Annotated in this window: 21 protein-coding genes; 12 read left to right on the forward strand and 9 right to left on the reverse strand. The window is 66.2% G+C overall.

Annotated features, from left to right (window positions below):
- Positions 1-65 precede the first annotated feature (65 nt).
- Positions 66-974: an NAD(P)-dependent oxidoreductase gene (locus NFI08_RS02830; RefSeq protein WP_349587049.1), complete on the forward strand. Its 909-nt coding sequence runs from the start codon at positions 66-68 to the stop codon at positions 972-974.
- An 89-nt stretch (positions 975-1063) separates the two neighbouring features.
- On the opposite strand, the gene NFI08_RS02835 is transcribed toward NFI08_RS02830, so the two are convergent.
- The gene (locus tag NFI08_RS02835; protein ID WP_349587052.1) at positions 1064-1975 is read right to left on the reverse strand and encodes a LysR family transcriptional regulator; all 912 of its coding nucleotides are present in this window, start codon (positions 1973-1975) and stop codon (positions 1064-1066) included.
- A gap of 140 nt (positions 1976-2115) precedes the next feature.
- Here NFI08_RS02835 and NFI08_RS02840 point away from each other — a divergent pair, with 140 nt between their 5' ends.
- The 6 genes from NFI08_RS02840 to NFI08_RS02865 all read left to right on the forward strand — a co-directional run bounded on the left by NFI08_RS02840 (position 2116) and on the right by NFI08_RS02865 (position 9447).
- Positions 2116-3561, forward strand: a complete 1446-nt coding sequence (locus NFI08_RS02840; protein ID WP_108449216.1) for an aldehyde dehydrogenase family protein — start codon at positions 2116-2118, stop codon at positions 3559-3561.
- 11 nt (positions 3562-3572) lie between these two features.
- Positions 3573-4577 carry a dipeptidase gene (locus NFI08_RS02845; protein WP_205254691.1) on the forward strand — a complete coding sequence of 335 codons (1005 nt, stop codon included), beginning with the start codon at positions 3573-3575 and terminating at the stop codon, positions 4575-4577.
- 180 nt (positions 4578-4757) lie between these two features.
- Positions 4758-6389 (forward strand): BCCT family transporter, encoded by a 1632-nt coding sequence (locus NFI08_RS02850; RefSeq protein WP_349587056.1) that lies wholly within the window; start codon positions 4758-4760, stop codon positions 6387-6389.
- 1 nt (position 6390) lies between these two features.
- Positions 6391-8181, forward strand: coding sequence for a hypothetical protein (locus NFI08_RS02855; protein WP_349587059.1), 1791 nt, complete (start codon positions 6391-6393; stop codon positions 8179-8181).
- Positions 8178-8993, forward strand: coding sequence for a DUF3726 domain-containing protein (locus NFI08_RS02860; RefSeq protein ID WP_045993663.1), 816 nt, complete (start codon positions 8178-8180; stop codon positions 8991-8993). Before NFI08_RS02855 ends, NFI08_RS02860 begins: the two co-directional genes overlap by 4 nt.
- A gap of 70 nt (positions 8994-9063) precedes the next feature.
- Positions 9064-9447, forward strand: a complete 384-nt coding sequence (locus NFI08_RS02865; RefSeq protein WP_349587063.1) for a RidA family protein — start codon at positions 9064-9066, stop codon at positions 9445-9447.
- Positions 9448-9744: 297 nt separating this feature from the next.
- On the opposite strand, the gene NFI08_RS02870 is transcribed toward NFI08_RS02865, so the two are convergent.
- From NFI08_RS02870 to NFI08_RS02885, 4 genes are read right to left on the reverse strand one after another with little or no spacing between them, the layout of a single operon-like run.
- Complete coding sequence (locus tag NFI08_RS02870) at positions 9745-10518, reverse strand: transporter substrate-binding domain-containing protein (RefSeq protein ID WP_349587066.1); 774 nt, start codon at positions 10516-10518, stop codon at positions 9745-9747.
- Positions 10519-10532: 14 nt separating this feature from the next.
- Positions 10533-12167, reverse strand: a complete 1635-nt coding sequence (locus NFI08_RS02875) for an FAD-dependent oxidoreductase (RefSeq protein ID WP_349587069.1) — start codon at positions 12165-12167, stop codon at positions 10533-10535.
- Positions 12154-12519, reverse strand: coding sequence for a (2Fe-2S)-binding protein (locus NFI08_RS02880; RefSeq protein ID WP_108449211.1), 366 nt, complete (start codon positions 12517-12519; stop codon positions 12154-12156). The genes NFI08_RS02875 and NFI08_RS02880 overlap by 14 nt, the downstream gene beginning before the upstream one ends.
- On the reverse strand, positions 12503-13618 hold the full coding sequence (locus NFI08_RS02885) for an NAD(P)/FAD-dependent oxidoreductase (RefSeq protein WP_349587073.1): 1116 nt from the start codon (positions 13616-13618) through the stop codon (positions 12503-12505). The genes NFI08_RS02880 and NFI08_RS02885 overlap by 17 nt, the downstream gene beginning before the upstream one ends.
- Before the next feature lie 190 nt (positions 13619-13808).
- On the opposite strand from NFI08_RS02885, the gene NFI08_RS02890 reads away from it, so the two are divergent.
- Positions 13809-14723, forward strand: coding sequence for a LysR substrate-binding domain-containing protein (locus tag NFI08_RS02890; RefSeq protein ID WP_349587076.1), 915 nt, complete (start codon positions 13809-13811; stop codon positions 14721-14723).
- 86 nt (positions 14724-14809) lie between these two features.
- On the opposite strand, the gene NFI08_RS02895 is transcribed toward NFI08_RS02890, so the two are convergent.
- A complete protein-coding gene (locus tag NFI08_RS02895) occupies positions 14810-15694 on the reverse strand; it encodes a LysR family transcriptional regulator (RefSeq protein ID WP_045993670.1) in 885 nt (294 codons plus the stop codon).
- Between the two features lie 191 nt (positions 15695-15885).
- On the opposite strand from NFI08_RS02895, the gene NFI08_RS02900 reads away from it, so the two are divergent.
- The 4 genes from NFI08_RS02900 to NFI08_RS02915 all read left to right on the forward strand — a co-directional run bounded on the left by NFI08_RS02900 (position 15886) and on the right by NFI08_RS02915 (position 19976).
- Positions 15886-17067: an MFS transporter gene (locus NFI08_RS02900; protein WP_349587079.1), complete on the forward strand. Its 1182-nt coding sequence runs from the start codon at positions 15886-15888 to the stop codon at positions 17065-17067.
- Between the two features lie 237 nt (positions 17068-17304).
- On the forward strand, positions 17305-18114 hold the full coding sequence (gene dkgB, locus NFI08_RS02905) for a 2,5-didehydrogluconate reductase DkgB (protein ID WP_108449207.1): 810 nt from the start codon (positions 17305-17307) through the stop codon (positions 18112-18114).
- Positions 18115-18372: 258 nt separating this feature from the next.
- Positions 18373-19629 carry a formamidase gene (fmdA, locus tag NFI08_RS02910; protein WP_349587083.1) on the forward strand — a complete coding sequence of 419 codons (1257 nt, stop codon included), beginning with the start codon at positions 18373-18375 and terminating at the stop codon, positions 19627-19629.
- A 14-nt stretch (positions 19630-19643) separates the two neighbouring features.
- Positions 19644-19976 carry a zinc ribbon domain-containing protein gene (locus NFI08_RS02915; RefSeq protein ID WP_349587086.1) on the forward strand — a complete coding sequence of 111 codons (333 nt, stop codon included), beginning with the start codon at positions 19644-19646 and terminating at the stop codon, positions 19974-19976.
- Between the two features lie 124 nt (positions 19977-20100).
- On the opposite strand, the gene nhaC is transcribed toward NFI08_RS02915, so the two are convergent.
- The 3 genes from nhaC to phnP all read right to left on the reverse strand — a co-directional run bounded on the left by nhaC (position 20101) and on the right by phnP (position 23540).
- Positions 20101-21540, reverse strand: a complete 1440-nt coding sequence (gene nhaC, locus NFI08_RS02920; RefSeq protein ID WP_349587089.1) for a Na+/H+ antiporter NhaC — start codon at positions 21538-21540, stop codon at positions 20101-20103.
- Positions 21541-21787: 247 nt separating this feature from the next.
- A complete protein-coding gene (locus NFI08_RS02925; protein WP_349587092.1) occupies positions 21788-22543 on the reverse strand; it encodes a DapH/DapD/GlmU-related protein in 756 nt (251 codons plus the stop codon).
- Between the two features lie 217 nt (positions 22544-22760).
- A complete protein-coding gene (phnP, locus tag NFI08_RS02930) occupies positions 22761-23540 on the reverse strand; it encodes a phosphonate metabolism protein PhnP (RefSeq protein ID WP_349587095.1) in 780 nt (259 codons plus the stop codon).
- Positions 23541-23595: the final 55 nt, after the last annotated feature.

A 23595-nucleotide genomic window follows, 5' to 3' on the forward strand; every position in this document is an offset into this window, starting at 1 on the left:
GTGGAGGCACCGGGCGGAAGAGGTTAGGCTGTTACCTACTTTCTAATCTACAACGAGCCGCCCGTATGACCTCTCCTGCCACCATCGCCCTGCTGGGCACCGGTATCATGGGCCTGCCCATGGGCCGTCATCTGATCCGTGCAGGCTTCCCCCTGCGTGCCTGGAATCGCAGCATCGACAAGGCCGCCCCGCTGGGCGAACTTGGCGCCACTCTGGCCGAGACACCCATCGAGGCAGCGGCAAACGCCCAGGCGGTGGTGATGATGGTAAGTTCGGGCGCGGTATGCGAGACGCTGCTGTTCGGCGACGACGGCATCGCCCGTCAGTTGTCCCCCGGTACTCTGCTCATCGTGATGTCGACTATTGGCCACAGCGAAGCAATCGCCTTGGCCGAACACTGTCGCGAGCTTGGCCTTGGCTGGGTGGACGCCCCGGTCTCCGGCGGCGAAAGGGGCGCGCGCGAAGGATCTCTTTCGATCATGGCCGGAGCAGACGCCGCCGATTACGACAGGGCAAAGCCCATTCTCGAGGCCATGGGGCATCCCCTGCATATTGGCCCGGCAGGCAGCGGCGCCCTGGCCAAGCTGGTCAATCAGTTGACGGTGGCCAGCACCATCGCGGCGGTGTCGGAAGCCCTGGTGCTGGCCGAAGCCGGCGGCGCCGACCCCGCCAAGGTGCGCCAGGCCATGCTGGGGGGCTTCGCCTACTCGCGGATTCTCGACCAGCATGGCCAACGCATGCTGGACGGCGACTTCGCACCCGGCGGCCCGGCCAGGCATCAGCTGAAGGACACTCGCGCCGCCTGCGACGTCGCCCGGGAACTCGGCCTCGACTTGCCACTGCTTGAGTTGACCGACCGCCTGTTCGGCGATCTGGTCAACGCAGGTGGTGCTGACCTCGACCACAGCGCCCTGCTGCTCGAGGTCCGGCGACGCAACGGCATGGACGCCGGCGAACTCGACCGCAACGGCTGACGGACGGCGAGCCCGCCTGGCGTTATCGGCTATTGGCTGAACGGCTATTGGCTGATCGGCTATTGGCTGATCGGCTATTGGCTGATCGGCTATTGGCTGCTCGGGCCATGGCCATCCTCCCCCTGCCCCTCCTCCAGGCGCTCGATAATAAAGGCCGCCATGGCAGCGGCGGCCGGCGATAGGCTGCGACCGGCCAGGCGCACCAGGCCCACCTGGCGCTCTACCACCGGGCACTCCAGCGAAACGAACCTCAGCCGCTCGTACTCCTCGGCAAACGCCAGTCGCGGCAGGGTGGTGATGCCGAGCCCCGCCACCAGGCTGGCGGTCAGCGAGATCATGTTGGAGATAAAGAAGGTGGGACTCGCCAGCAGCGCCTCGGCCTCGGTGCCCTCGAGCAGCCGCGAGGTACCGTTGCCGATCAGGGTCTCGCCGGCAAGCTCGCGCCAGTGCAGGCTCTCGCGCCCGGCGAAGGGATGGTCATCGCGACACACCACCCCCACCTTGTCGCGCAGCAGTGGGGTAAACGCCAGGGCGTCGTCAGGCTGCCACAGGCTTGAAAGCCCGATATCCACCTCACCGCCCAGCACCTGCTCGCGCACGAAGTCGGCGTTGCCGTCGTGCAGCGCCACGCGGATGCCCGGATAGCGCTCGACGAACTCCGACAGCAAGCTCGGCATCAGGCGGCTGGCCACCGACGGTACCGCCGCCATATCTAGATGCCCCGCCTGGCGCTCGACCTGGGCGAGCAGGTCACGGCTCAGGCGATCATGCTGGAGGATCAGCTCGCGAAAGCGCGGCACGCAGTACTCGCCGAAGGGGGTGAGGCTCGCCTGGGCACCCTTCTCGAACAGCGCCTCGCCAAGGCGCGCTTCCAGCTCGCGCACCGCCATCGACACCGCCGGCTGGCTGCGGTGAAGCTGGCGCGCGGCGGCGTGAAAGCCGCCGTGGTCGACGATCGCCAGCACGTAGCGCAGCGGCTGGATCTTGAGGTCGGGGAGCATGGCATTTCCTCACACGGGCCGTCACACAGGCCGTCACACAGACAGGTGGTAAGCTTTACTTATCATATGCTCGTTATTATTGATTATCTTTATTTTGATGACTCTCCTAGGCTGTGTCGCATTCGTCACAGGAGGTCATCATGTCTCAGCAGTCAGCCTACGCACTCTATATCGACGGCCAGTGGATCGACGGCGTCGACCAGATCGAGAACCGCAGTCCGTCGGATACCAGCGACCTGATCGGCGTCTACGCCCAGGCCTCGACCGAGCAGGTCAAGGACGCCATCGCCGCCGCCCGCCGGGGTGGCCGCGAATGGGCCAAGAGCGGCCTGGAGCAGCGCTACGGCGTGCTGATGGCGGTGGGCGACGAACTGATGGCGCGCAAGGCCGAGCTCGGCGAGCTGCTGGCCCGTGAAGAGGGCAAGACCCTGGCCGAGGCCGTCGGCGAGGTCCACCGCTCTGCCCAGTTCTTCCACTACTACGCCGCCGAGGTGCTGCGCCAGATCGATGAGCGCGCCGAGTCGGTGCGTCCCGGCGTGGAAGTGGAGGTGCGCCGCGAGCCGGTGGGGGTGGTCGGTGTCATCAGCCCCTGGAACTTCCCCATGGCCACCGCGGTGTGGAAGATCGCCCCGGCGCTGGCCTTCGGCAACGCCGTGGTGTTCAAGCCGGCCAACCTGGTCCCCGCCAGCGCCTGGGCGCTGACCGAGATCCTCAGCCGCCAGGCGCTGCCCGCCGGCACCTTCAACCTGATCATGGGGCCGGGCTCGAGCGTCGGCGACGCCCTGATCTCGAGTCCCGAAATCAACGCCCTGACCTTTACCGGGTCGCTTGAGGTCGGTCGCCGGGTGGCCGGCGCCACCGCCGCCAACCTGGTCAAGTGCCAGCTCGAGATGGGCTCGAAGAACGCCCTGATCGTAGCCGACGACGCCGATCTCGACCTCGCCGTGGAGGCCGCCTTCAACGGCGCCTACTCCGGCACCGGCCAGAAGTGCACCGCCTCGTCGCGCTTGATCGTCACCGAGAAGGTCCACGACGCCTTCGTCGAGCGACTGATCGAGCGCCTGAAGCAGGTACGTGTCGGCCCCGCCCTGGAAGACGGCGTGCACATTGGCCCGGCGGCCGACGCCCGCCAGCTTGCCTCCAACCTGGCATGGGTCGAGCGCGCCCAGGCCGACGGTGCCCGGCTGGTGTTCGGCGGCGAGCGCGTCAGCGCGGCCAGCGACGGCTACTTCATGGCACCGGCGCTTCTGGTGGATACCACCAACGACATGGCCATCAATCGCGAGGAGGTGTTCGGCCCGATCGCCTGCGTGATCAAGGTCGCCGACGCCAACGAGGCCATCGAGGTGCTCAACGACACCCACTTCGGCCTGACCGCCGGCATCATCACCGACTCGCTGAAGCTTGCCAGCGAGTTCAAGGCCCGCGCCGAGACCGGCTGCGTGATGGTCAACCTGCCCACTGCGGGCACCGACTACCACGTACCCTTCGGCGGCCGCAAGGCGTCGAGCTTCGGCCCCCGCGAGCAGGGCCGCTATGCCCGCGAGTTCTACACCGTGGTCAAGACCTGCTACGTCAAGGCCTGAGGAGAGACGTCATGTCCCGAGCAATGCTGACCATCGACGGCCTGCAGTACTCCAACTGGTCGCGGGAAATCTTCGAGCAGATGCGCGAGGGCGGCCTGGATGCCGTCCACGCCACCCTGGTCTACCACGAGACCACCCGCGAGACGCTGTCGCGCCTGGGCGAATGGAACCGCCGCTTCGAGGCCCATGCGGACCTGATCATGCCGGTGCGCGGACCCGGCGATATCGCCAAGGCCCAGGCCAGCGGGCGCATCGGGGTCTTTCTCGGCGCCCAGAACTGCTCGCCCATCGAGGACGATATCGACATGGTCGAGGTGATGCGCGATCTCGGCCTCTTGATCATGCAGCTCACCTACAACAACCAGAGCCTGCTGGCCTGTGGCTGCTACGAGGCAGAAGACAGCGGTATCACCCGCTTCGGGCGCCAGGTGATCCGCGAGATGAACCGGGTCGGCATGGTCATCGACATGTCCCACAGCGCCGAGCGCTCGACCCTCGAGGCCATCGAGCTGTCGAGCCGCCCGGTGATCATCTCCCACGCCAACCCCGAGAGCTTCCACCCGGCCAAGCGCAACAAGTCCGATCGGGTACTCAGGGCCATCGCCGAGTGCAACGGCCTGCTGGGCTTCTCGGCCTACCCCTTTCACCTGCGCAACGGCCCGGACTGCACCCTTGCCGAGTACTGCGAGATGATCGCCCGCACCGCCGACCTGATGGGGATCGAACACCTGGGCATCGGCACCGACCTGTGTCAGAACCAGCCCACCTCGGTACTCGACTGGATGCGCAACGGCCGCTGGTCCAAGGACATGGACTATGGCGAGGGCAGCGCCACCAACGCCGGCTGGCCGCGGCCACTGGCCTGGCTCAAGGACAGTCGCGACTTCCCCAACCTGATACAGGGCCTGCGCGACGTCGGCATGAACGAGGACGAAGTGGCCGGCATCATGGGCCGCAACTGGGTGGCGCTGCTGGAGCGCGCCGCCACGCCTCAGGGTATCGCCAAGGTCGCCTGAGGCGGCACTCGGAACAGCCCCCGACCAGTCCTCGACCAGCCCTCGACCAACCCTGGACCAGCCATCCGTCAGCCACCGACCCGCCGGCATCCCAGATTTCAACAACAACCGAATGCCTGCGGCCATCAATCACCATAACAGGCACCGCTCCGACGGTGCCGCACGCCAGAGGTTCATGCCATGACCACCTCCACCACCGGCACCTCGTCACCCGCCGATCGCTCGGCGCCAGCGACCACGGACTTGCCCGCCGGCCAGTATCGCCTGGGCGACCCCGTCGTGCTCTGTCTCAGTATCGGTTTCATCCTGCTGTTCGTTGGCCTGTCGCTGTACGACATCGACGGCGTCGCGGGGGCCATCGGCACGGGCTTCGCCTGGACCGCCAAGGCGCTCGGCAGCTACTTCCAGATTCTGCTGCTGCTGACCTTTTTTATCGCCATGGGGCTGATCGCCACCCCGGCGGCGAGTGCACGCATCGGCAACACCCGCACGCCGGAACTGTCCACCTTCAAGTGGGTGTCGATCATCATGTGCACCCTGCTGGCAGGGGGCGGGGTGTTCTTCGCCGCCGGCGAGCCGATCTACCACTTCGTGGTCACGCCGCCGGCCTTTGCCGGCAGCGCGGCCATCGAGGCTGGCAGCGACTCCGCCATCGCCCCGGCCCTGGCCCAGTCGTTCATGCACTGGGGCTTTCTGGCCTGGGCGGTGCTCGGCAGCCTGACCGCGGTGGTGCTGTCCCACGCCCACTATGACAAGGGCCAGCCGCTGCAGCCGCGCACCCTGCTCTATCCGGTGCTCGGCGAGCGGCTGATGAAGGGCCCGCTGGGCGGCGTGGTCGACGCCCTGTGCGTGATTGCGGTGGTGGCCGGTACCGTCGGCCCCATCGGCTTTCTTGCCACCCAGGTCAGCTTCGGTCTGCACGAGCTGTTCGGTGTGGCCAACACCTACATGACCCAGTTGATCATCCTGATCGGCCTCGGCGCGGTCTACGTCACCTCGGCGGTTACCGGCATCGACAAGGGCATCCAGATCCTGTCGCGCTTCAACGTCTTCCTGGCGCTCGCCATCGCCGCGGTGATCTTCCTGTTCGGGCCGACGCTGTTCATGGTCAACGCCTTCACCCAGGGCTTCGGCGAGTACCTGACGTCGTTCTTCGCCATGTCGACGATGACCGCCCAGAGCGCGCCGGACTGGTGGATGCAGTGGTGGACGGTGTTCTTCTTCGCCTGGTTCATCGGCTATGGCCCGCTGATGGCGATCTTCGTCGCGCGCATCTCCAGGGGCCGCACGATTCGGCAGATGGTGCTCACCGTGGCAGTGCTGGCACCGGTGGCCACGGCCATCTGGTTCACCCTGCTGGGCGGTTCCGGCATCTTCTACCAGATGACTGGAGCCATCGACCTGACCGAGGCGCTCAACAACTTCCAGTTCGACGTGGCTACGCTGACCGTGGCCCAGGCGCTGCCCGGCGGTACCGTCATGGCGGTGGCGATCCTGGTACTGACCACCATCTTCGTCGCCACCACCGGTGACTCCATGAGCTACGCCATCGCCGTGGTCGGCGCCGGTCACGACGAGCCGAGCCCGCTGGTTCGCGCCTTCTGGGGCATCGCCATGGCGCTGATGGCGGCTATCCTCCTGTATATGGGCTCGGGGCAGATCAGCGCCCTGCAGCAGTTCATCGTGCTGACCGCCATCCCGGTGTCGCTGGTGCTGCTGCCGTCGCTGTGGACCGGCCCCCAGGCCGCCCTCGCCATGGCCCGCGCCCAGGGCATCACCAGCCACAAAGCCAGCGCTACAGGGGAGGCCTGAGATGAGACGCGAAGACCTCGCCAGCCGCCTTTCCGACGTCGAGCAGCGCCTGCGTCTGCGCGCGCCCGACGAGGTGATGCAACTCGATCGCCTGGGCAGCCTGCACGCCAGCCGGTTGAGCTTCGTGCGTAGCCTGGTGCGCCAGATGGCGCGCCAGCGCTGGCAGATCAGCACCACCCGCTTCGAGCTCGACGCCGAGGGCCACGGTGTCGCCATCTATCGTCTGCAGACACCCCAGGCCCGCTACCACGGGGTGATCTTTTCCCAGCCACTGGACGACGCCGCCCGCTCCGACCGGGTCATCGCCGAGGCCTGGGACGTCACCTTCGGCGTGGTCGAAGGTGACGTGGACGACTCGCTGCTCGAACAGATGGCCGCCAATGTGCCGCTACAGGAGGCCGGGCGCCAGCATCCACGTCTGCTGGTGCTGTCCCGGGCCAACCGCAGCCTCAGAAACTTCGCCGCCTTTCTCGACGCGCTGTGCGCCGGGCGCCAGCCGGACCCGGCCTGGCTGACCCGGGTCGGCTATCTGTATCGCACCACCGCGGTCTACGGAAACGGCAAGTTCGGCATCGCCGACTTCGATCGGCTGAAGCACAACCCGGACTTCCAGCGTCCCTTCTCGGCCCAGATGCTGGCGGTCTACCTGCTGCGCCACTTCTCCATCGAGCAGATCGAGCATATGGCCCGTGCCCGGGCGCCGGGCAGCGCCGTCGCCATGGCCGCACCGCTGCGCCGCTATCTGGGCATCGGCAATTCCACCGGACTGGGCATGGCGCCCTTTCTGATCAACCACCCGCAGCTGATCCAGCGCTGGGTCGAAAGCCGCGAGAAGGCGCTGGCCCAGGTCAGTGGTCAGGTCCCTGGTGAACCGGAGCGACAGCGCCTGGTGGCGCTTGTCGCCCGGGCCGAGCGCCACCTGGTCCAGACCGTGACCGAGGATAGCGAGCAGAGCGCGCGCAACCGCGAGACCGCCAGCGCCCTGCCGGCGGTGCGCGCCTGGCTCGAGCAGGTACCACTGGCCGAGGAGCTGTGGCAGGAGTTGATCGACTGGAGCCGCCAGACCCTGAGCCTGGAAGCCCAGGAGCTGATCCACACCCTGCTGCTTGAGCTCTACCCGGAGATCGTCGATCCCTTCGAGGACCAGATGGGGGTCGAGGAGGGCCTGGAGCTGACCCCGGACATGCCGCTGGTCAGACTCAAGCAGTTGATCGAGACCCACTACGACTGGGCCCTGCGTCATGACTTCGGCGACCCCGAGGAGCGCTACTGGTTCTGGTATCGCTCGGTCGAGAAGGAAGAACCGCGCCTGGGCGTGCGCGACGTCGAACCCGGCGCCGACCGTGAACTGAAGCTCGCCATCGCGCCTCGGGTGGCCGATACCCATGGGGTCATCGACGACTTTCTCAGCGCCCATCCACGCGCCCTGGTGGTGGAGTTCCTGATTCACCACCCGCGTCACAAGGACATCATCCGGCGGATCCAGAGCATGGCTGAGACGCCCTTCGGCGAGATCCGCGCCAACCTGTGGGCCCGCGAGATGAAGCCGATGCACCTGCTTCGCACCAAGCTTTCGTTCTTCGGCGCCAGTCGCTTCGATCCCAAGTCCGATCGCTGGGTGCGCATCACCCTGTTCCAGGGCGCGCCATTGGTCGAAGAGCTCAACGCCGAGCCCAGCGACCTGATCGACTTCGACGACTGGAGCTTCCCACTGGAGCCCGACCAGGACGCCGCCGGCACGCTCAGGGAAGCCGATGCCCAACCCCGCCAGCACGCCGGAGCCAATCTATGAAGGTGTCTTACAACGAACTCCAGGGACTCTGCCGCAAGGCCTTCCAGGCCATGGGCTTCGAGGACGGAGACGCCAGCGACGCCGCCGACATGGTGGCCTGGATGCAGCTCTACGAGCTCGGTGGACTGGCAGCGCTGGGACGAGGCCTCGACTTTCTGCTCGCGGATCAGGGCGAGCGCCCCCCGGAACTCGTCTACTCCGACGGCGACCTGGCGGTGCTCGACAGCCACGGCGCCAGCGTGCTCAAGAGCTCGACCCTGGCACTGGAACTGGGCTTCGCCAAGGCCCGGGCACGAGGCCTTGCGGTGATCAAGATCCGCCACTGCCACAATCGCCAGTTGATCATGGGCTACCTGGCGCGACTGGCCGGGCGCGGGATGAACGTCACCGCCTTCTGGCGCAATGCCCAGGCGCCTGACGGTGAGGCCCGGACCGCTGGCGCAGAGCAGGCGGCAGCCACCCCGCTGATCGAGCAGGTGGTGGGCTTTCGCGCCGGAAGTTCGGTGCCGGAGATCCGCGTCTACGCGGTGCACGAGGTGCCCGAGGAAAACGAGCCCAACGACGGGGTGACGCTGATCATGGCCAACCACGTGGACCTGCTGCCGTCGCTGCGCTCCGAGTATCAGCTCGACCTGCTGGCCCGCCACCAGGAGTCCGACCTGCTGGCTTGCCGCGAGCGTGCCATGCAGCAAGGCATCGAGGTCGACGACGGCCTGTGGGCGCAGCTCAAGGCGCTGGCCACCCGGCTGCTGGTGGAGTCTACCGAGGCCTCTCGCAGCGGCGCCGGCGCCGGCACCCACGACAACGACTGACACACAACCCTCACCCCTTGGCACTCTCTTTGCCCTACTGCCCCCGACTTCCAACGTTCGAGGATACCCCATGGTTCACCCGGTCAAGACCGAGCTGTTCGCCTCCCGCGCCCCACTGTCCTGGGCCAGCGTCGGCAACGGCATCCTGTTCACCGCCCAGATCCCCATCGACAAAAACGGCGAGGTGGTCGACGGCGGCATCGAGGCCCAGACCCGCCAGACGCTGGACAATCTGGTGCACACCCTCGCCTGCGCCGGTGGCGGCGTTGAATCGCTGACTCAGGTATTGATCTACGTGACCCGACGCGAGGACCTTGCCACGGTCAACCGGGTCTACGCCGAGTACGTCAGCGAGCCCTACCCCAACCGCGCGGCGGTGATCGTCTCCGGCTTCGCCCGGGAAGAGATGCTGGTCGAGATGGTGGCCTACGCGGCGCTACCGGTGACGCCCTAGGGCTTGTCTGAAAAGTGCCTGCGCTCGGTAATACGGCGTTAAAAATCGGATCAAAATGCTCATTTACACCACGTAAACTGCGCTTTCTCACCGATTTTTGCCTTGTCTAACCTTCGCTCGTCGACTTTTCGGACAGCGCCTAGCCGCCTATTGCACCGTGCCGCCGACGGCGTAAATGGCCGAACCCCCGACACCAACGAGCCCTCCGATGGGGGGCTCGTCGCATGGTGGGCTCCTTGCATAGCGGGCTGTCACGCCTCTCGTCTTCCCCCCCGTGGGAGGTCGACTCCGCCGGTGCTATTTCTCGAAGTAGCGGGCCCACAGCGCCTGGTAGTCGCCGTCGTCCTTGAGCGCCTGGATGGCCTCGCTGAACTCGACGGCCAGTTCCCGATCACGCTGGCGGAAGGCGGCGCCGACGCCGGGCCCGTAGATCGACTCGGGGCCGGTCACCAGCTCGCCCTTGCGCGCAAAGCGCTCATCGCTGAACAGCCGCTCCTGGGCCAACGGGAAGGCGGTAAAGACCAGGTCCAGCCGGCCGGTAAACATGTCGTTGACCACGCCGCCGGAGTCCGAGTAGCGACGAATGTCCGCCTCGCCATGGTAGGTGGTCACGTACTCGTCCTGGATGGTGCCCTGCTGCACACCGATAGTCATGTCCGACAGGTCGCCTTCGGGATCGATCTCTGCGTCGGCCTGACCGACCCACACCGAGGGCACCTGATAGTAGGGATCGGAGAACAGTACCTGTTTCGCGCGTTCCTCGGTGATGTTCATGGCCGAGGCGATCAGGTCGTACTTGCGCGCCAGCAGCCCCGGGATGATGCCGTCCCAGCCCTGCTCGACCCATTCGCACTGGCGCTGCATGCGCTCGCAGGCGGCCTCGACCAGCTCGACCTCGAAGCCGGTCAGGCTGCCGTCGGGCAGCTTTTCCTGGTACGGAGGATAGGGCACGTCGACACCGATGCGCAGCGGACGATCATCGGCCTGGGCGGTGGTGGCAACAGCGGCGCTGGCGCCAGCAAGGGCCATCGCCAGACCAAGGGAGGCAGACAGCGAAGCGTTAATTTTCATGGTCGTTTCTCGCTCTATTGTGATTGTGTGGTCAGGTGATCGGAGGTCGCCAGTGCCAGCTCGCCCAGCGTGATGGAGGTCAGCGGTGGGCGAATGCGGTAGTAGCCGACCTCGTCCATGTCGCGGCCCTGCTCGCGGGCCATCAACCGCGACACATTGGTGCCGCATAGCCGTCCCTGGCAGGGGCCCATGCCACAGCGGGTGAAGGCCTTGAGCTGGTTGGGCCCGGCGGGCCCTGCTTCCAGCGCCGCCTTGAGTTGGGCCCGGCTCACCCCTTCGCAGCGACAGATCAGGGTCTCGCCAGACTGTCGCTCGACCCAGTCCGCCGGTGGAGTGAACAACGCATCCAGCAGACGTCGGCCGGACAGATCCTGGCGGCGTCGGCGCCTCAGCGCGGCGCTTTCCCTGGCGCTTTCCCTGGCGCTTTCCCTGGCGCTTTCCCTGGAGCTCTCCCTGGCGCTCTCCCTGGCGACCGCCCGGCGGTTATCGGCGTCTGGTATCGGCGCCGCGGCGCCTTTCGCGTTGGCTGTCGTGTCCTGCGGGTCAGCCATCAGGTCAGCCATCAGCTCATCCAGCACGGCCAGCGCCGCCAGTCGCCCTTCGCGTTCGGCGTTCACAGCGCCGCCGATGCCACCGCCGTCACCGGCCAGCCACACGCCCGGGCGCACCGACAGGTCGTCGCGGCGATCTGGCACGAACGCCTGCTGAGCCTCCTGCCAGCGGTGCTCGATGCCCAGCCCTCGGGGGAGCTGCGGCTCGGGCACCACCCCCATATGGGTCAGCAGCCAATCGGTCTTGAGCCTGTGCTCTTGGCCATCTCCACGCCGCCGATAGCGCACCCCGGTCAGGCGCTGGTCGCCCTCGGCGGCCAGCGACTGGACGCCACGCACGATCGGCACCCCAGCCCGCCTCAACGCCGCCAGCATGCGTGCGCCCTTGGCGAGGTAGCCGCGCGCCCGCCAGGCCCTGAGCGGATGGCGCAGGGTCCGCGCCAGTCCCAGGTTCGGCGCCGTATCGAGGATCATCCGGGGCGGGCAGCCGGCGTTGAGGTACTGCCAGGCCAGCAGGTACAGCAGTGGCCCGTTGCCCGCCAGCACCGGCGGCCCCTCGGTCAGCAGCGCGCCCTGCTTCATCAGGATCTGGGCAGCGCCGGCCTGCATCACCCCAGGTAGCTGCCAGCCGGGGAAGGGCCAGCCCCGCTCCATGGCGCCGGTGGCGATGATCAGACGCTCCGCAACCAGTTCCCGGCTGATGCCATCGTGCCCCCTCACGCCCAGGCGATGGGCGTCGTTCAGGGCGTCGTTCAGGGCATCGCCCAGCGCCTCGATCCACCACACCCGCGTGCCCGGGCGATAGTCGATCTCGCCCCGCCTGGCGGCATCCAGGAAGGCGCCGACCAGGGCCCGACCGCGATGGTAGTCCTTGCCCATGACGGCGGCGTCGAGCTGGGGCTGGTCGAGATCGCGATAGATCTGCCCGCCCGGCGCCCTGGCCTGATCCAGTACCAGCGCGCGCAGGCCGGCCTCGGCCAGTCTCAGGGCCGCCGCCATGCCGGCAGGGCCGGCGCCGAGCACCACCACTCGGGCGCGGTCCTTGCTGCCGTCGGTGGCGTCGGTGACGTCGGTTTCCTTCGGCTCACAGGTCTGCATCGTCGCGCCCCCTTAGGTCGTCACCACTGGCATGGTTGGTGGTGTCCAACCGGGAAGCCGTCGCTGTCTCTTCGTCGAGCTGACGGCGTACCCGCATGCCCTGCTCCACCGTGACCAGACAGCCCTGCCGATTGGGGGCATCGTCGATGGTAATCAGGCAGTCGTGGCACACCCCCATCATGCACAGCGGCGCGCGATGGCCACCGGCGGCGTGGCGGCGGTAGCCAGCAGCGCCCTGGTGCATCAACACCGCGGCCGCCACGCTAAGCGTCGAGGGCACCTGGTATGGTGCGCCGTCGATGGTGATGGTGACCTCGGGTGTGGCCGTGGCCCTTTCATGCCGCTTGAACATCGAAGCGTCCTCCCGAGAAGAGCGGATAGCGCTCGGTGAGCCGATCATCGTCCAGCGCTGCGGCCAGCTCATCGGCGTGAAAGGCGGCCAGGGTGATGCCGCTGTGGCAGCTCAGGTTGTAGGCCCCGGGATAGCGCTGCGAGGCCTCGTAGACGGGGCAGCCGTCCGGCGTCATGATCCTCAGCGCCGCCCAGCTGCGCACCAGGCGCGCCGACGCCAGATCGGGATAGATGGTCACCGCCCGCCGCGCCAGGGCGTGCAGGGTATCGAGGGTGACCCGGGTGTCGTGGCCAACGTGCTCGAGCACGTCGCCGATCAGGTAGCCGCCGCTCGCCGTCTGGCGGATCTGCGGTGTCGGCAGGCGGCCGGCGGCGGGCAGGCGCTCGCTGACCAGCACCTGGCCGCGCACCGGCGTGACCCGACAGCAGAGACCCAGCGGCGGTGCCAGCCGCGCCGCCCCCAGTCCGCAGGCCAGTACCAGCCGTTCGGCACGCACGACGCCACGGGCGGTGTGGGCAACAAAGCCCGCCTCGCCGGGGTCGATCGAGGCGACCGGATGATGAGGCCGTACGTCCACGCCAAGCGCCTGGCAGGCGCTGTAGAGTGCGCGCAGCAGAAACAGCGGATTGCAGTGGCCGTCGTGGGGTGTCCAGATGCCCCCCGGGACGTCGCCGCCAAGGCCCGGCAGCAGTCGCTCAAGCCGCGTGCCCTCCAGGTACTCCCAGCGCACGCCGGCCTCACGGGCCCAGGGCGCGTCGTACAGTGCCTGGTACTCGGCGCAACGCTTACGCACCTCGTCGTCGTCGAGACACAGATCGACGCCTCCGGGCTGCTCGAACTCCAGATCCACCCCGGTGCGCTTGCCAAGCTCGCCGGCGAATCTCGGCCAGGCTCGACTCGAGGCCAGCGACATCGCCGCGTAGGCGGGCATACCGGTACCCTTGCCCTGGACCCAGACCAGGCCCGCGTTGCCCCGGGAGGCCTTGAGCGCGGTATCGTGTTCATCGAGAACGCAGACGCGACGGCCACGGCGCGCAAGCCCGTAGGCCACCGCCATGCCAACCACACCCCCGCCAACGATCATCACCTCGTGTGCCATGGAAGCCTCGAAACCCTAGCCGTCGATTGCCGATGACTCGACGATAGAAGTCACATCCCATACGATCCAATACCAATCAATGGCAAACCCATGCCCTGATGTTATGGCTCCTTTCGATGCAGGGCTGGATGCAGGGCTGATGGGTGGGGCTGATGGGTGGGTTCAGTGGAGGTTTCGATGGAGGACAGCGATGGACAGCCCCCGGCTCAGTGACCGCCAGTTGCAGGCCTTTCAGCACACCATGGACAGCGGCAGCGTCACCGCCGCCGCCAGCCGCATGCGCATCGCCCAGCCAGGCGTCACTCGGCTGTTGAAGCAGCTCGAACACGACCTCGGCTTTGCGCTGTTCTCGCGGATCAAGGGACGTCTGGTACCGACGCCGGAGGCGCGCCTGTTCTATCGCGAACAGCAGCGCCTGTGGCAGGGACTGGAACACCTCAGAGACAGCGCCCGGCGGATTCGCCAGCGCGAGCTTGGCGGGCTCGGCATCAGCGCCATGCCGCTGCTCGGCCTGACCTTTGTCCCGGACGTCATCGCCGGGATGGCCAAGGATCACCCGGACCAGCACCTACGATTGTCCACCTACCGCTCCGAGCAGGTGGTGGAAGACGTGGTCACCCAGCGCTCGGAGATCGGTTTTTCCCTGCTGGGAGGCCAGGACGAACGCCTCGGTGCGTCAGCCTTCACCCTCGATAGCGTCTGCCTGCTGCCCCGGGATCATCCACTGGCAAGGCGCGAGAGCATCGCCCTTGAGGACCTCGACGGCCAGACGCTGATCCACTATGAACCGGGAGACCCCAGCCGCCAGACGCTGGAGCGTGCCCTGGCCGAGCGAGGCGTCGCGCCGCGCTCGCGGCTGGAGGTGTCGCTGGCGCTGCAGGCAACCCGGCTGGTTGGCCAGGGCGCCGGCATCGCCATCGTCGACGCCCTCAACGCCCGCGCCATGGGCGGCAGCGACAGCATTGCGCTACCGCTGCAAGAGCCCCTGACCGAGACCTTCTACCTGCTGACACCCCGGGACCAGCCGCTGTCGCGGCTGGCCGAGGAGTTTGTTCAGCGCTTTCGTCATCGGTTTGCCGAGGTGCAGGCAGAAGCGAAGCAATAGCCCTTCGCAATAGCCCTTGGCAATAGCGGTGGGAAATGGCCCGACACAAGAACCCGCTGGGCTGACCCGGTGGCAAGGACCGCCCGTTACAGCCGCAGCCTGGGCTGGATAACATCGAGAAACGCCTGAATGCGGGCCGACAGGGCGGTATTGCGGTAGTACACCGCCTGCACCAGTTCACGGGGACCGCCGTGGCGCATGGCGTCAGGCAGGATGACCTCGAGGCGTCCGCTGGCGATATCATCGCCCACCATGAAGTTCGAATGGCAGGCGATGCCCTCCCCGGCCAGGCACAGGTTTCGCATCACCTCGCCACTGGAGGTCGCAAGCGTGGGCGTGATCTCCTCGTCCAGGCCCTCCACTGGCCAGCGATTGAGCGCTGTCGGCGCGAGAAAGCCAATCAGCTGATGATCGGCCAGCTCCGCCACCGAGGCTGGCCGTCCGGCCCGCTCGAGATAGGCGGGGCTCGCCACCAGATACAACCGCGAGCGCCCCAGCAACCGGGCGTGCAGGGTGGAGTCCGCCAGGGCACCGATGCGAATGGCCACGTCGGCACGCTGCTCTAGCAGATTGATGATGCCGTCGCTGGCGGAGAGCTCCAGCTCGATACCGGGATAGCGACGACGGAATTCTCCCACCAGAGGCACCAGCTGGTGCAGCACGAAGGGGCTGGCGGCATCCACTCGCAGGCGCCCGCGGGGCTCGCCGCGTCCCAGCGCCAGCGACTCTTCGGCGGCGATCAAGCGCTCGAGCCCGACGCGCACCTGCTCGATAAAGCGACAGCCTTCATCGGTCAGGGCGACGCTTCGCGTGGTGCGGTTTAAAAGCGGGACCTCGAGGCGCTGTTCCAGGCGCTGCACCGCCCGGGAGACCCGCGCCACCGGGACGTCCAGGCGCGACGCGGCTGCGCTGAAGCCGCCGCTATCGACCACCGCCAGCAGCAGTTCCAGATCTTCTGAGCGGGTCTTCATCGTTGCGGTTCCTGTTCGGTTCGGCGCTGCTGAGTTCGTTTCTGTTTATCTCGTTTCTGTTTAGCGCGCAATTGTCTCGATAGCGACAAAGGTGTTTCTCAATTGGACGCGTTTATCGCAAAAGTCTCCTCCGCCAGACTCCGCGTCGTCAAGTCGTCTCCGAGACGACGCCATCTCGACAGGAGAAACAGATGCCCATCGCGCTATTTGCGCTGACCCTCAGCGCCTTCGCCATCGGTACCACCGAGTTCGTCATCGTCGGACTGGTGCCCACCATCGCCCAGGACCTGGGCGTCAGCCTGCCCTCTGCGGGACTGCTGGTCAGCCTCTACGCTGCCGGTGTCGCGGTAGGGGCACCGGTACTGACCGCCCTGACCGGCCGCTTCAATCGCAAGTGGGTCCTGCTCGGCCTGATGACGCTGTTCATCGCCGGCAATCTACTGGCCTGGCAGGCCCCCGGGTATGGTTCGCTGATCACCGCCCGCATACTGACCGGCCTCGCCCACGGCGTGTTCTTCTCGATCGGCTCCACCATTGCCACCAGCCTGGTCGCCAAGGACAAGGAAGCCAGCGCCATCGCCATCATGTTCACCGGCCTGACCGTGGCGCTGGTCACCGGCGTGCCGCTGGGCACCTGGATCGGCCAGACCTTCGGCTGGCGCGCGACCTTCCTGGTGGTCTCGGCGCTCGGCCTGCTCGCCCTGATCGGCAGCGCCCTGCTGATTCCTGCCAACCTCAAGCGCTCGGCTCCGGCGACGCTGGGCCAGCAACTCAAGGTACTGACCCATCCGCGACTGCTGCTGGTCTACGCCATCACCATCCTGGGCTACGGCGGCACCTTCACCGCCTTCACCTTCCTCGCCCCGATCCTCGAGCAGACCACCGGCTTCGCGCCGTCCATGGTCAGCCTGATCATGCTGGTCTACGGCGCCTCGGTGGCCATCGGCAACCTTTATGGCGGCAGGCTGGCCGACCGTCTCGGCCCCATCCCCGCCCTGACCCTGATCTTTGCCGGACTCGTCGCCATCCTGCTGGTGCTCAGCGTCAGCGCCGTCCACCCGATTGCGGTAGTGCTGACGATCCTGGTGTGGGGCGCCTTCGCCTTCGGTAACGTGCCGGGGCTGCAGGTCTACGTGGTCAAGCTGGCCGAGCGCTATGTGCCCGAAGCGGTGGACGTGGCCTCAGGGCTCAATATCGCTGCCTTCAATATCGGCATCGCGCTGGGCTCGGTGGTCGGAGGCCAGGTGGTCACGCACCTCGCGCTGACCGACACCGCCTGGATCGGCGCCATCATCGTGCTGGCGGCGCTGGTGCTGACCCGGCTGTCCGGCAGGCTCGATCAGCGTCGCGCCGCTCGCCTGGCCAGCGCCTGAAGCCCGCGACCCGCGACCCGCGTCCCGCGACAGCCACCGAGCGAACGGGAGAGCCTCGTGGCTGTCGCATCATTGCTTCGCCTGCTAAATTTTTTTGACGAACCCTTGAAGTCGCAAGGGTCTCCCCGCATGTCATTAACGACACATCGAAGCACGTATCGGCAAAACACCGGCCTGCCGGTGACAAAGGAATCCAGGGTCCCGCTGTGCGGGCCTCGCCACGACAATGGAGCCAAGATGTCTCAGCCTATCCCCAACCCCGGTCTCGGTACCTTTCGCCTGACGGGCGACACCCTGCGTCACGCGGTCACCACCGCGCTGAAGCTCGGCTATCGGCATATCGATACCGCCCAGTTCTACGGCAACGAAGCCGAGGTCGGCTCCGCCATCGAAGCGAGTTCGGTCCCCCGCGACGAGATCTTCCTGACCACCAAGGTGTGGTGGGATCGTCTGGATCCGGTATCGCTCAAGGCAAGCGTCGAGGAGAGCCTGTCCAAGCTGGGCACCGGCTACGTCGACCTGCTGCTGATTCACTGGCCGTCGCCGGATGATGAAGTCCCCATGCGCGACTACCTGACCGCCCTCAAGGAAGTGAAGGACGCCGGCAAGGCGCGCCACATTGGGGTGTCCAACTTCACCAAGGCGCACATCGATCAGGCGGTGGATATCCTCGGCAAGGGTGAGATCCTGACCAACCAGATCGAGGTCCACCCCTTCCTGCAGAACCGCGAACTGATCGCCCACTGCGAACGCCACGGCATCATCCCCACCGCCTTCATGCCGCTGGCCGTGGGCAAGGTGCTCGAGGACGAGACGCTGAAGACCATCGCCGAGAAGCATGGCGCCAATCCGGCCCAGGTCGCCATCGCCTGGCTCAACCAGCTCGGCATCCCGACCTTCCCCTCCTCGACCAAGGAGCAGAACCTCAAGAGCAATCTCGAGGCGCTGAAGCTCGAGCTGTCCCAGGAGGACATGGACGCCATCGCCAAGCTGGATCGGGGCGAGCGCGTCGCCAGCCCCGATTTCGCACCGAAGTGGGATCAGTAGACCGGCAGACCGACGCTGCCATCGCTGATCTCTTGATGGGCTGATCGTCGATCAGACCTGCCCCAAGGCGCCACCTGAGGTTACTACCGCAGGTGGCGCCTTTTTTCGCTTCTTGCGTCAGGTGTCTTGGCACACGGTCTGACAATCTAGGCATCACCTGGCCCACCTCATGGTGAGCCGAGCAAATGTTTCCGATAGTGAAGTCACGGGTCGACCACGGGGTCACTCGTTTATCGTCTTCACGGGAGCACGCGCATCATGGCCGATACTCTTATCAAGATCGATCTGCACCAATCCCCCTACGACAACGCCCAGGTACACAACCGCTGGCATCCGGACATACCCATGGCCGCCATGGTCAAGCCTGGCGACGACTTCATCATCGAGTGTCACGACTGGACCGGAGGGCAGATCCACAACGACGACAGCGCCGAGGACGTGCGCGACGTGGACCTTTCCCAAGTGCACTTTCTGTCGGGTCCGGTGGGCGTCGAAGGGGCCGAGCCCGGCGACCTGCTGGTGGTCGACATCCTCGACATCGGTGCCTTTGGCGACAGCCAGTGGGGCTTCAACGGCTTCTTCTCCAAGCAGAACGGCGGCGGTTTCCTGACCGAGCACTTCCCCCAGGCCCAGAAGTCGATCTGGGACTTCAACGGCATGATGACCTCTTCCCGTCATATTCCTGGCGTCGAGTTCGCCGGTCTCATCCATCCCGGCCTGATCGGCACCCTGCCGTCCCGGCCCCTGCTCGAGGAGTGGAACCGACGCGAGAAGACGCTCTACGACAGCGACCCTGACCGTGTGCCGGGCCTGGTCAACCTGCCCTACGCCGACACCGCCCATATGGGAAAGCTAAACGGTGATGCCCGCGACCGTGCCGCCGCCGAGGGTGCCCGCACGGTGCCGCCACGCGAGCACGGCGGCAACTGCGATATCAAGGACCTGTCTCGCGGCTCGACGGTGTACTTCCCTGTCTACGTCAAGGATGCGGGTCTGTCGGTGGGCGATTTGCACTTCAGCCAGGGTGATGGAGAGATCACCTTCTGCGGCGCCATCGAGATGGCCGGCTGGATCCACCTGAGGGTCAAGCTGATCAAGGACGGCATGGCCAAGTACGGCATCAGGAATCCCATCTTCAAGCCGTCGAAGATCGCTCCGCGCTACGACGACTACCTGATCTTCGAGGGAATCTCCGTCGACGAGCAGGGCAAGCAGCACTACCTCGACGTTCACATCGCCTACCGTCAGGCCTGCCTCAACGCGATCGAGTACCTGACCAAGTTCGGCTATAGCCGCTCCCAGGCCTATTCGCTGCTCGGCTGCGCGCCGGCCCAGGGTCACATCAGCGGCGTGGTGGACGTGCCCAATGCCTGCGCCACGCTCTGGCTACCCACGGATATCTTCGACTTCGACATCAAGCCCGGTGCCGATGGCCCGACGAAGCAGGTCGACGGCAAGGACCTGCCGCTGGCGCCCGACAAGGCTTCGGACCAGACATCGGACAAGGACCATTGAGGAGGAGCTGACAGATGCCCGTCTACGACTACAAGTGCCCTGAGCACGGTCTGTTTCATGAACTGGTCGCGATGGATGCCAGCGGCGATACCCAGCCCTGCCCAGAGTGCGGCGACCTGGCACCAAGGGTGTTGCTGGTGTCACCGGGGCTGCTCGACATGGCGCCAGAGCGTCGCCAGGCCATGGACAGAAATGAACGCGCGGCCCATGAGCCCCGCCACGGCAACCACGCAAGCGAGCAGGACGGCGGCTGCCGGCATCGACCGCGCGACAAGCCCAGGCTGTTCTACACCGCCGACGGTCACAAGACCTTTCCGTCTGCGCGCCCCTGGATGATCAGCCACTGATCCTTGATGTGCCGGCGGCAATGGAGGCGGTCACTGGATAAACCCATCCCGCCTCCCCTCTCGCCGGGCGGCCGCGCCACCGCCCCCTTGGCGCTGTCTTCACTCCTTTGGCGTGGCGCTGTCTTCACTCCTTGGCGCCTGGTACCTCTGGTGTAGCGTCGTCCTCGGGTGCTGCCAGCGGCTTGATCGTCCAGCCGGTGTAGCCGTAGAGCACGGTGACCAGCGGCGACAACCAGCAGAAGAAGTTGAACGGCAGATAGGCAATCGTCGCGACTCCCAGCGTCGCCGCCTGGTAGGCGCCGCCGGAGTTCCAGGGCACCAGATTGGCGGTGACGGTGGCCGAATCCTCCACCGCCCGGGACAGGTTCTCCGGCGCCAGTCCCCGCTCTCGGTAGGCCTCGGCGTAGGTGCGTGCGCCCATGACGATGGCCATGTACTGATCGCACAGCACCACATTGGCGCCGATCGACGTCAGCACCGTGGACAGGATCAGCGAGCCCCGGGTCCTTGCCGCCTTCAGAATGGTCTCGGCGATGGTCCTGAGCTGCTGGGTGCGCTCCATGACCCCGCCGAACATCATCGCCACGATGACCAGACTGATGGTGTAGAACATCGAGTTCAGGCCGCCGCGGCTAAGCAGGCTGTCCACCGCCTCGACACCGGTATCGGAGGTCACGCCACCAAAGGCCACCTGCATCAGTTCGGCGTAGCCGGCCCCCTGCATGCCCAGCGCACAGAGACCACCGGCGATGACCCCCAGGGTGATGCCAGGTATCGCCGGCAGCCGCTTGTAGGACACGAACAGCACCAGCAAGGGCGGCAGCAGCAGCACCGGGTTGATGACGTAGTGCGCCGCCAGGGTCTGTTGCATCACCTCGACCCGCTCGAGCCCGCCGGACGTGCCCGAGTAGTAAAGGCTCAGCGCCATCTCGATCACCAGGGTCAGGCCAATGCTGACCCCGGTGGTGTAGGACATGTGCTTGATATGGGAGAACAGGTCGGTACCGGCCATGGCCGGTGCCAGGTTGGTGGTATCCGACAGAGGCGACATCTTGTCGCCGAAGTAGGCCCCGGACAGCACCGCCCCGGCCACCAGCGGCAGCGGAATCCCCAGCGAGCCGCCGATCCCCATCAGCGCCACCCCCAGGGTGCCGGAGGTGCCCCAGCTCGACCCGGTCGCCAGCGACGAGATGGCGCAGATGACCACCGCCGCCGGCAGGAAGATCGTCGGCGACAGCAGCTTGAGGCCATAGGAAATCAGCGTCGGCACCACCCCGGCCTGAATCCACACCCCGATCAGTACCCCCACCACCATCAGGATGATCAGCGCCGGCAGGGCGTTGTGGATGCCTCGCACCATGCCTTCCTGAATATCGTCCCAGCGGTAGCCGCAGCGCAGCGCCACCAGACTTGCCACGATCACCCCCAGCAACATGGGAATCTGCGGGTCGAGACCGTAGACGACGATGGACACGCCGATGCCGACCACCAGGGCGATCAGCGATATCAGCGCCTCCGTCAGGGTCGGAGGGCGCTGCACAGGGGAAAAGAGGCGGTGGATCAAAAGGGGCACTCCTGAGCAGGGTCGGTCGCCGACAGAGCCGGAGAGAATCTGCGAGCCCTGGCCACTGCTCGAGCGCTCCCCCCGACGATTCAGGAAAGCTAGGCGGCGATTCACAACGCTGCCATCAAAGCGTCATCAATCGTTTCAATTCAGCAAAGTCGCTAGCGTATGTCGGCGCCCTATAACGTCAATGTCCAACCGACTAGGGGTCATGAAGCCTCCCCCACACCGCCAGCCCCTTTTGTCCCTACCTGGATGTCCCCCGCTCCGCCTCGGCCAGAAAGTCCTCGACGTTGCCTTGAAAGCCCTTCAGATGGGCCTTGATACGCTCGTCCGGCCAGTCCCACCAGGCCAGGCGTTCGAGCCGTTCGGCGATGGAAGGATCATCGAAGCGTGGCCTGAGCACCCGGGCGGGGTTGCCCACCACGATGTGGTAGGCCGGCACGTCTCTGGTCACCACGCTGCCGGCGCCGACGATGGCGCCATGACCGATGGTCACGCCGGGCAGCACGATGGCGCCATGGCCGATCCAGACGTCGTGGCCGATATCCACCCGATCCGCCTCGCGCCAGGCAAATACCTCGCCGTCGAGGGCCTCGTCACTGAAGCCGAACTTGCCGGGGCGGTAGCTGAAGTGGTGCAGGGTCGGCCTCCACCAGGGGTGGTTGCTCGGATTGATGCGCACGCTGGCAGCGATGGAGGTGAACTTGCCGACGGTGGCGAACATGACGTCGCCGTCACGCTCGATATAGCTGTAGTCGCCGAGACTGACATGGTTGAACACGCAGCGACTGCCGACCTCGGTGAAGCGCCCAAGCTCAGTGTGGTGCAGGCGAGCATCGGTAGCGACGTTGGGCCGCTCGGAAAGACGCGGGGACGTCGGCTGGTCCAGCGCGCTGGATGAGTCGCTGGGCGAGTCACTGGGCGAGTCACTGGGCGAGTCACTGGGCGATTCACAAGATAAGGAGCCGTCAGACACAGACGGCGTGGGGATATCGGACATGATCAGGGGTGCTCTCGCAGATAAGTCAGCATGAAGGAAGCCAAGGCCGCGCCTAGCCTGGGCTTAAGTACGAAAAGCCGGCGAGCGATGGTTAGACAAGGCAAAAATCGGTGAGACAGCGCAGTTTACGAGGCGTAAATGAGCACTTTGACCGGACTGTCGCACCAGCCGATTTTTAATGCCGTATTACCGAGCGCAGGCACTTTTCCTGCAAGCCCTAGCAGACGGCGTCCAGGCGATCCCAGTCCTCCAACGTCTCGCCGTCCCGGGCGATGCGCACCTTAGGCGGCAAGGGGATCGGCTGGTCCAGGCGCTCGGCGTCCAGTTCATGGCTGATGTGGGTGAGATAGGCCCGGGGCGGGTCGAGCCGGGTGATGATCTCCAGCGCCTGGGTGATGCTGTTGTGGTTGCGCGTCTCGAGCTGGCTGGCCGGGTGGCAGGCGTCGAGCACGACGACGTCGGCGTCCCACTGGCGCAGAAAACGCTCGGTGGCGCCGGGCAGACCCTGGGTGTCGGTCAGGTAAGCCAGACGGGTGCCGCCATCATCCAGGCAGTAACCGAGGGTCGGCTTGCTGTGATTGAGCGGCACCGGGGTCACCGTCAGCCCGTCGAAGTCCAGCGACTTGAACGGCTTGAGCCCCGGCTGGAAGTCGAGGATGCCGCTGTTGCGATAGAGATCGGCGCAGCCGTTGGGATCCTTGGGGCCGTAGACCGGGATCGACGTGCCGGTCCCCCAGCGCAGGTGAAACAGCCCCTGCACGTGGTCGGCGTGATAGTGGGTGACGAAGAAGGCGGCGGGACGCTCCAGCTCGCAGCTATGGGCCAGGTCCATGCGCCCGGCGTCGAGCAGGTAGCGCCGGCCGTCCACGCTCAGCTCGGCGCAGCAGGGGCCACGCTGATGGCTGGTGAACACCCTGGCCCGAGTGCAGGCGCGGCAGTCGCAGCCGAAGCGAGGCACCTGGGCGCTGTCTCCGGTGCCGTTGAAGCGAAACTCCATGGAAGTCTCCGAGCTGAAGCAAGGGGCACAAGCCGCTTGCGCTGATGAGGTGGTA

The sequence above is a fragment of the Halomonas sp. EF61 genome (assembly GCF_040147045.1).
GTDB lineage: Bacteria > Pseudomonadota > Gammaproteobacteria > Pseudomonadales > Halomonadaceae > Halomonas > Halomonas litopenaei.

What these genes read in the sequence shown, in the direction of transcription:
- NFI08_RS02845 (WP_205254691.1), top strand. Translation starts at nt 3,573, where the DNA reads ATGTCCCGAGCAATGCTGACCATCGACGGCCTGCAGTACTCCAACTGG.
- NFI08_RS02895 (WP_045993670.1), bottom strand. Translation starts at nt 15,694, where the DNA reads ATGAAGACCCGCTCAGAAGATCTGGAACTGCTGCTGGCGGTGGTCGAT.
- NFI08_RS02865 (WP_349587063.1), top strand. Translation starts at nt 9,064, where the DNA reads ATGGTTCACCCGGTCAAGACCGAGCTGTTCGCCTCCCGCGCCCCACTG.
- NFI08_RS02830 (WP_349587049.1), top strand. Translation starts at nt 66, where the DNA reads ATGACCTCTCCTGCCACCATCGCCCTGCTGGGCACCGGTATCATGGGC.
- NFI08_RS02855 (WP_349587059.1), top strand. Translation starts at nt 6,391, where the DNA reads ATGAGACGCGAAGACCTCGCCAGCCGCCTTTCCGACGTCGAGCAGCGC.
- NFI08_RS02850 (WP_349587056.1), top strand. Translation starts at nt 4,758, where the DNA reads ATGACCACCTCCACCACCGGCACCTCGTCACCCGCCGATCGCTCGGCG.
- fmdA (WP_349587083.1), top strand. Translation starts at nt 18,373, where the DNA reads ATGGCCGATACTCTTATCAAGATCGATCTGCACCAATCCCCCTACGAC.
- NFI08_RS02835 (WP_349587052.1), bottom strand. Translation starts at nt 1,975, where the DNA reads ATGCTCCCCGACCTCAAGATCCAGCCGCTGCGCTACGTGCTGGCGATC.
- NFI08_RS02870 (WP_349587066.1), bottom strand. Translation starts at nt 10,518, where the DNA reads ATGAAAATTAACGCTTCGCTGTCTGCCTCCCTTGGTCTGGCGATGGCC.
- NFI08_RS02925 (WP_349587092.1), bottom strand. Translation starts at nt 22,543, where the DNA reads ATGTCCGATATCCCCACGCCGTCTGTGTCTGACGGCTCCTTATCTTGT.
- NFI08_RS02900 (WP_349587079.1), top strand. Translation starts at nt 15,886, where the DNA reads ATGCCCATCGCGCTATTTGCGCTGACCCTCAGCGCCTTCGCCATCGGT.
- NFI08_RS02890 (WP_349587076.1), top strand. Translation starts at nt 13,809, where the DNA reads ATGGACAGCCCCCGGCTCAGTGACCGCCAGTTGCAGGCCTTTCAGCAC.
- NFI08_RS02885 (WP_349587073.1), bottom strand. Translation starts at nt 13,618, where the DNA reads ATGGCACACGAGGTGATGATCGTTGGCGGGGGTGTGGTTGGCATGGCG.
- NFI08_RS02875 (WP_349587069.1), bottom strand. Translation starts at nt 12,167, where the DNA reads ATGCAGACCTGTGAGCCGAAGGAAACCGACGTCACCGACGCCACCGAC.
- phnP (WP_349587095.1), bottom strand. Translation starts at nt 23,540, where the DNA reads ATGGAGTTTCGCTTCAACGGCACCGGAGACAGCGCCCAGGTGCCTCGC.
- NFI08_RS02860 (WP_045993663.1), top strand. Translation starts at nt 8,178, where the DNA reads ATGAAGGTGTCTTACAACGAACTCCAGGGACTCTGCCGCAAGGCCTTC.
- NFI08_RS02880 (WP_108449211.1), bottom strand. Translation starts at nt 12,519, where the DNA reads ATGTTCAAGCGGCATGAAAGGGCCACGGCCACACCCGAGGTCACCATC.
- dkgB (WP_108449207.1), top strand. Translation starts at nt 17,305, where the DNA reads ATGTCTCAGCCTATCCCCAACCCCGGTCTCGGTACCTTTCGCCTGACG.
- NFI08_RS02840 (WP_108449216.1), top strand. Translation starts at nt 2,116, where the DNA reads ATGTCTCAGCAGTCAGCCTACGCACTCTATATCGACGGCCAGTGGATC.
- NFI08_RS02915 (WP_349587086.1), top strand. Translation starts at nt 19,644, where the DNA reads ATGCCCGTCTACGACTACAAGTGCCCTGAGCACGGTCTGTTTCATGAA.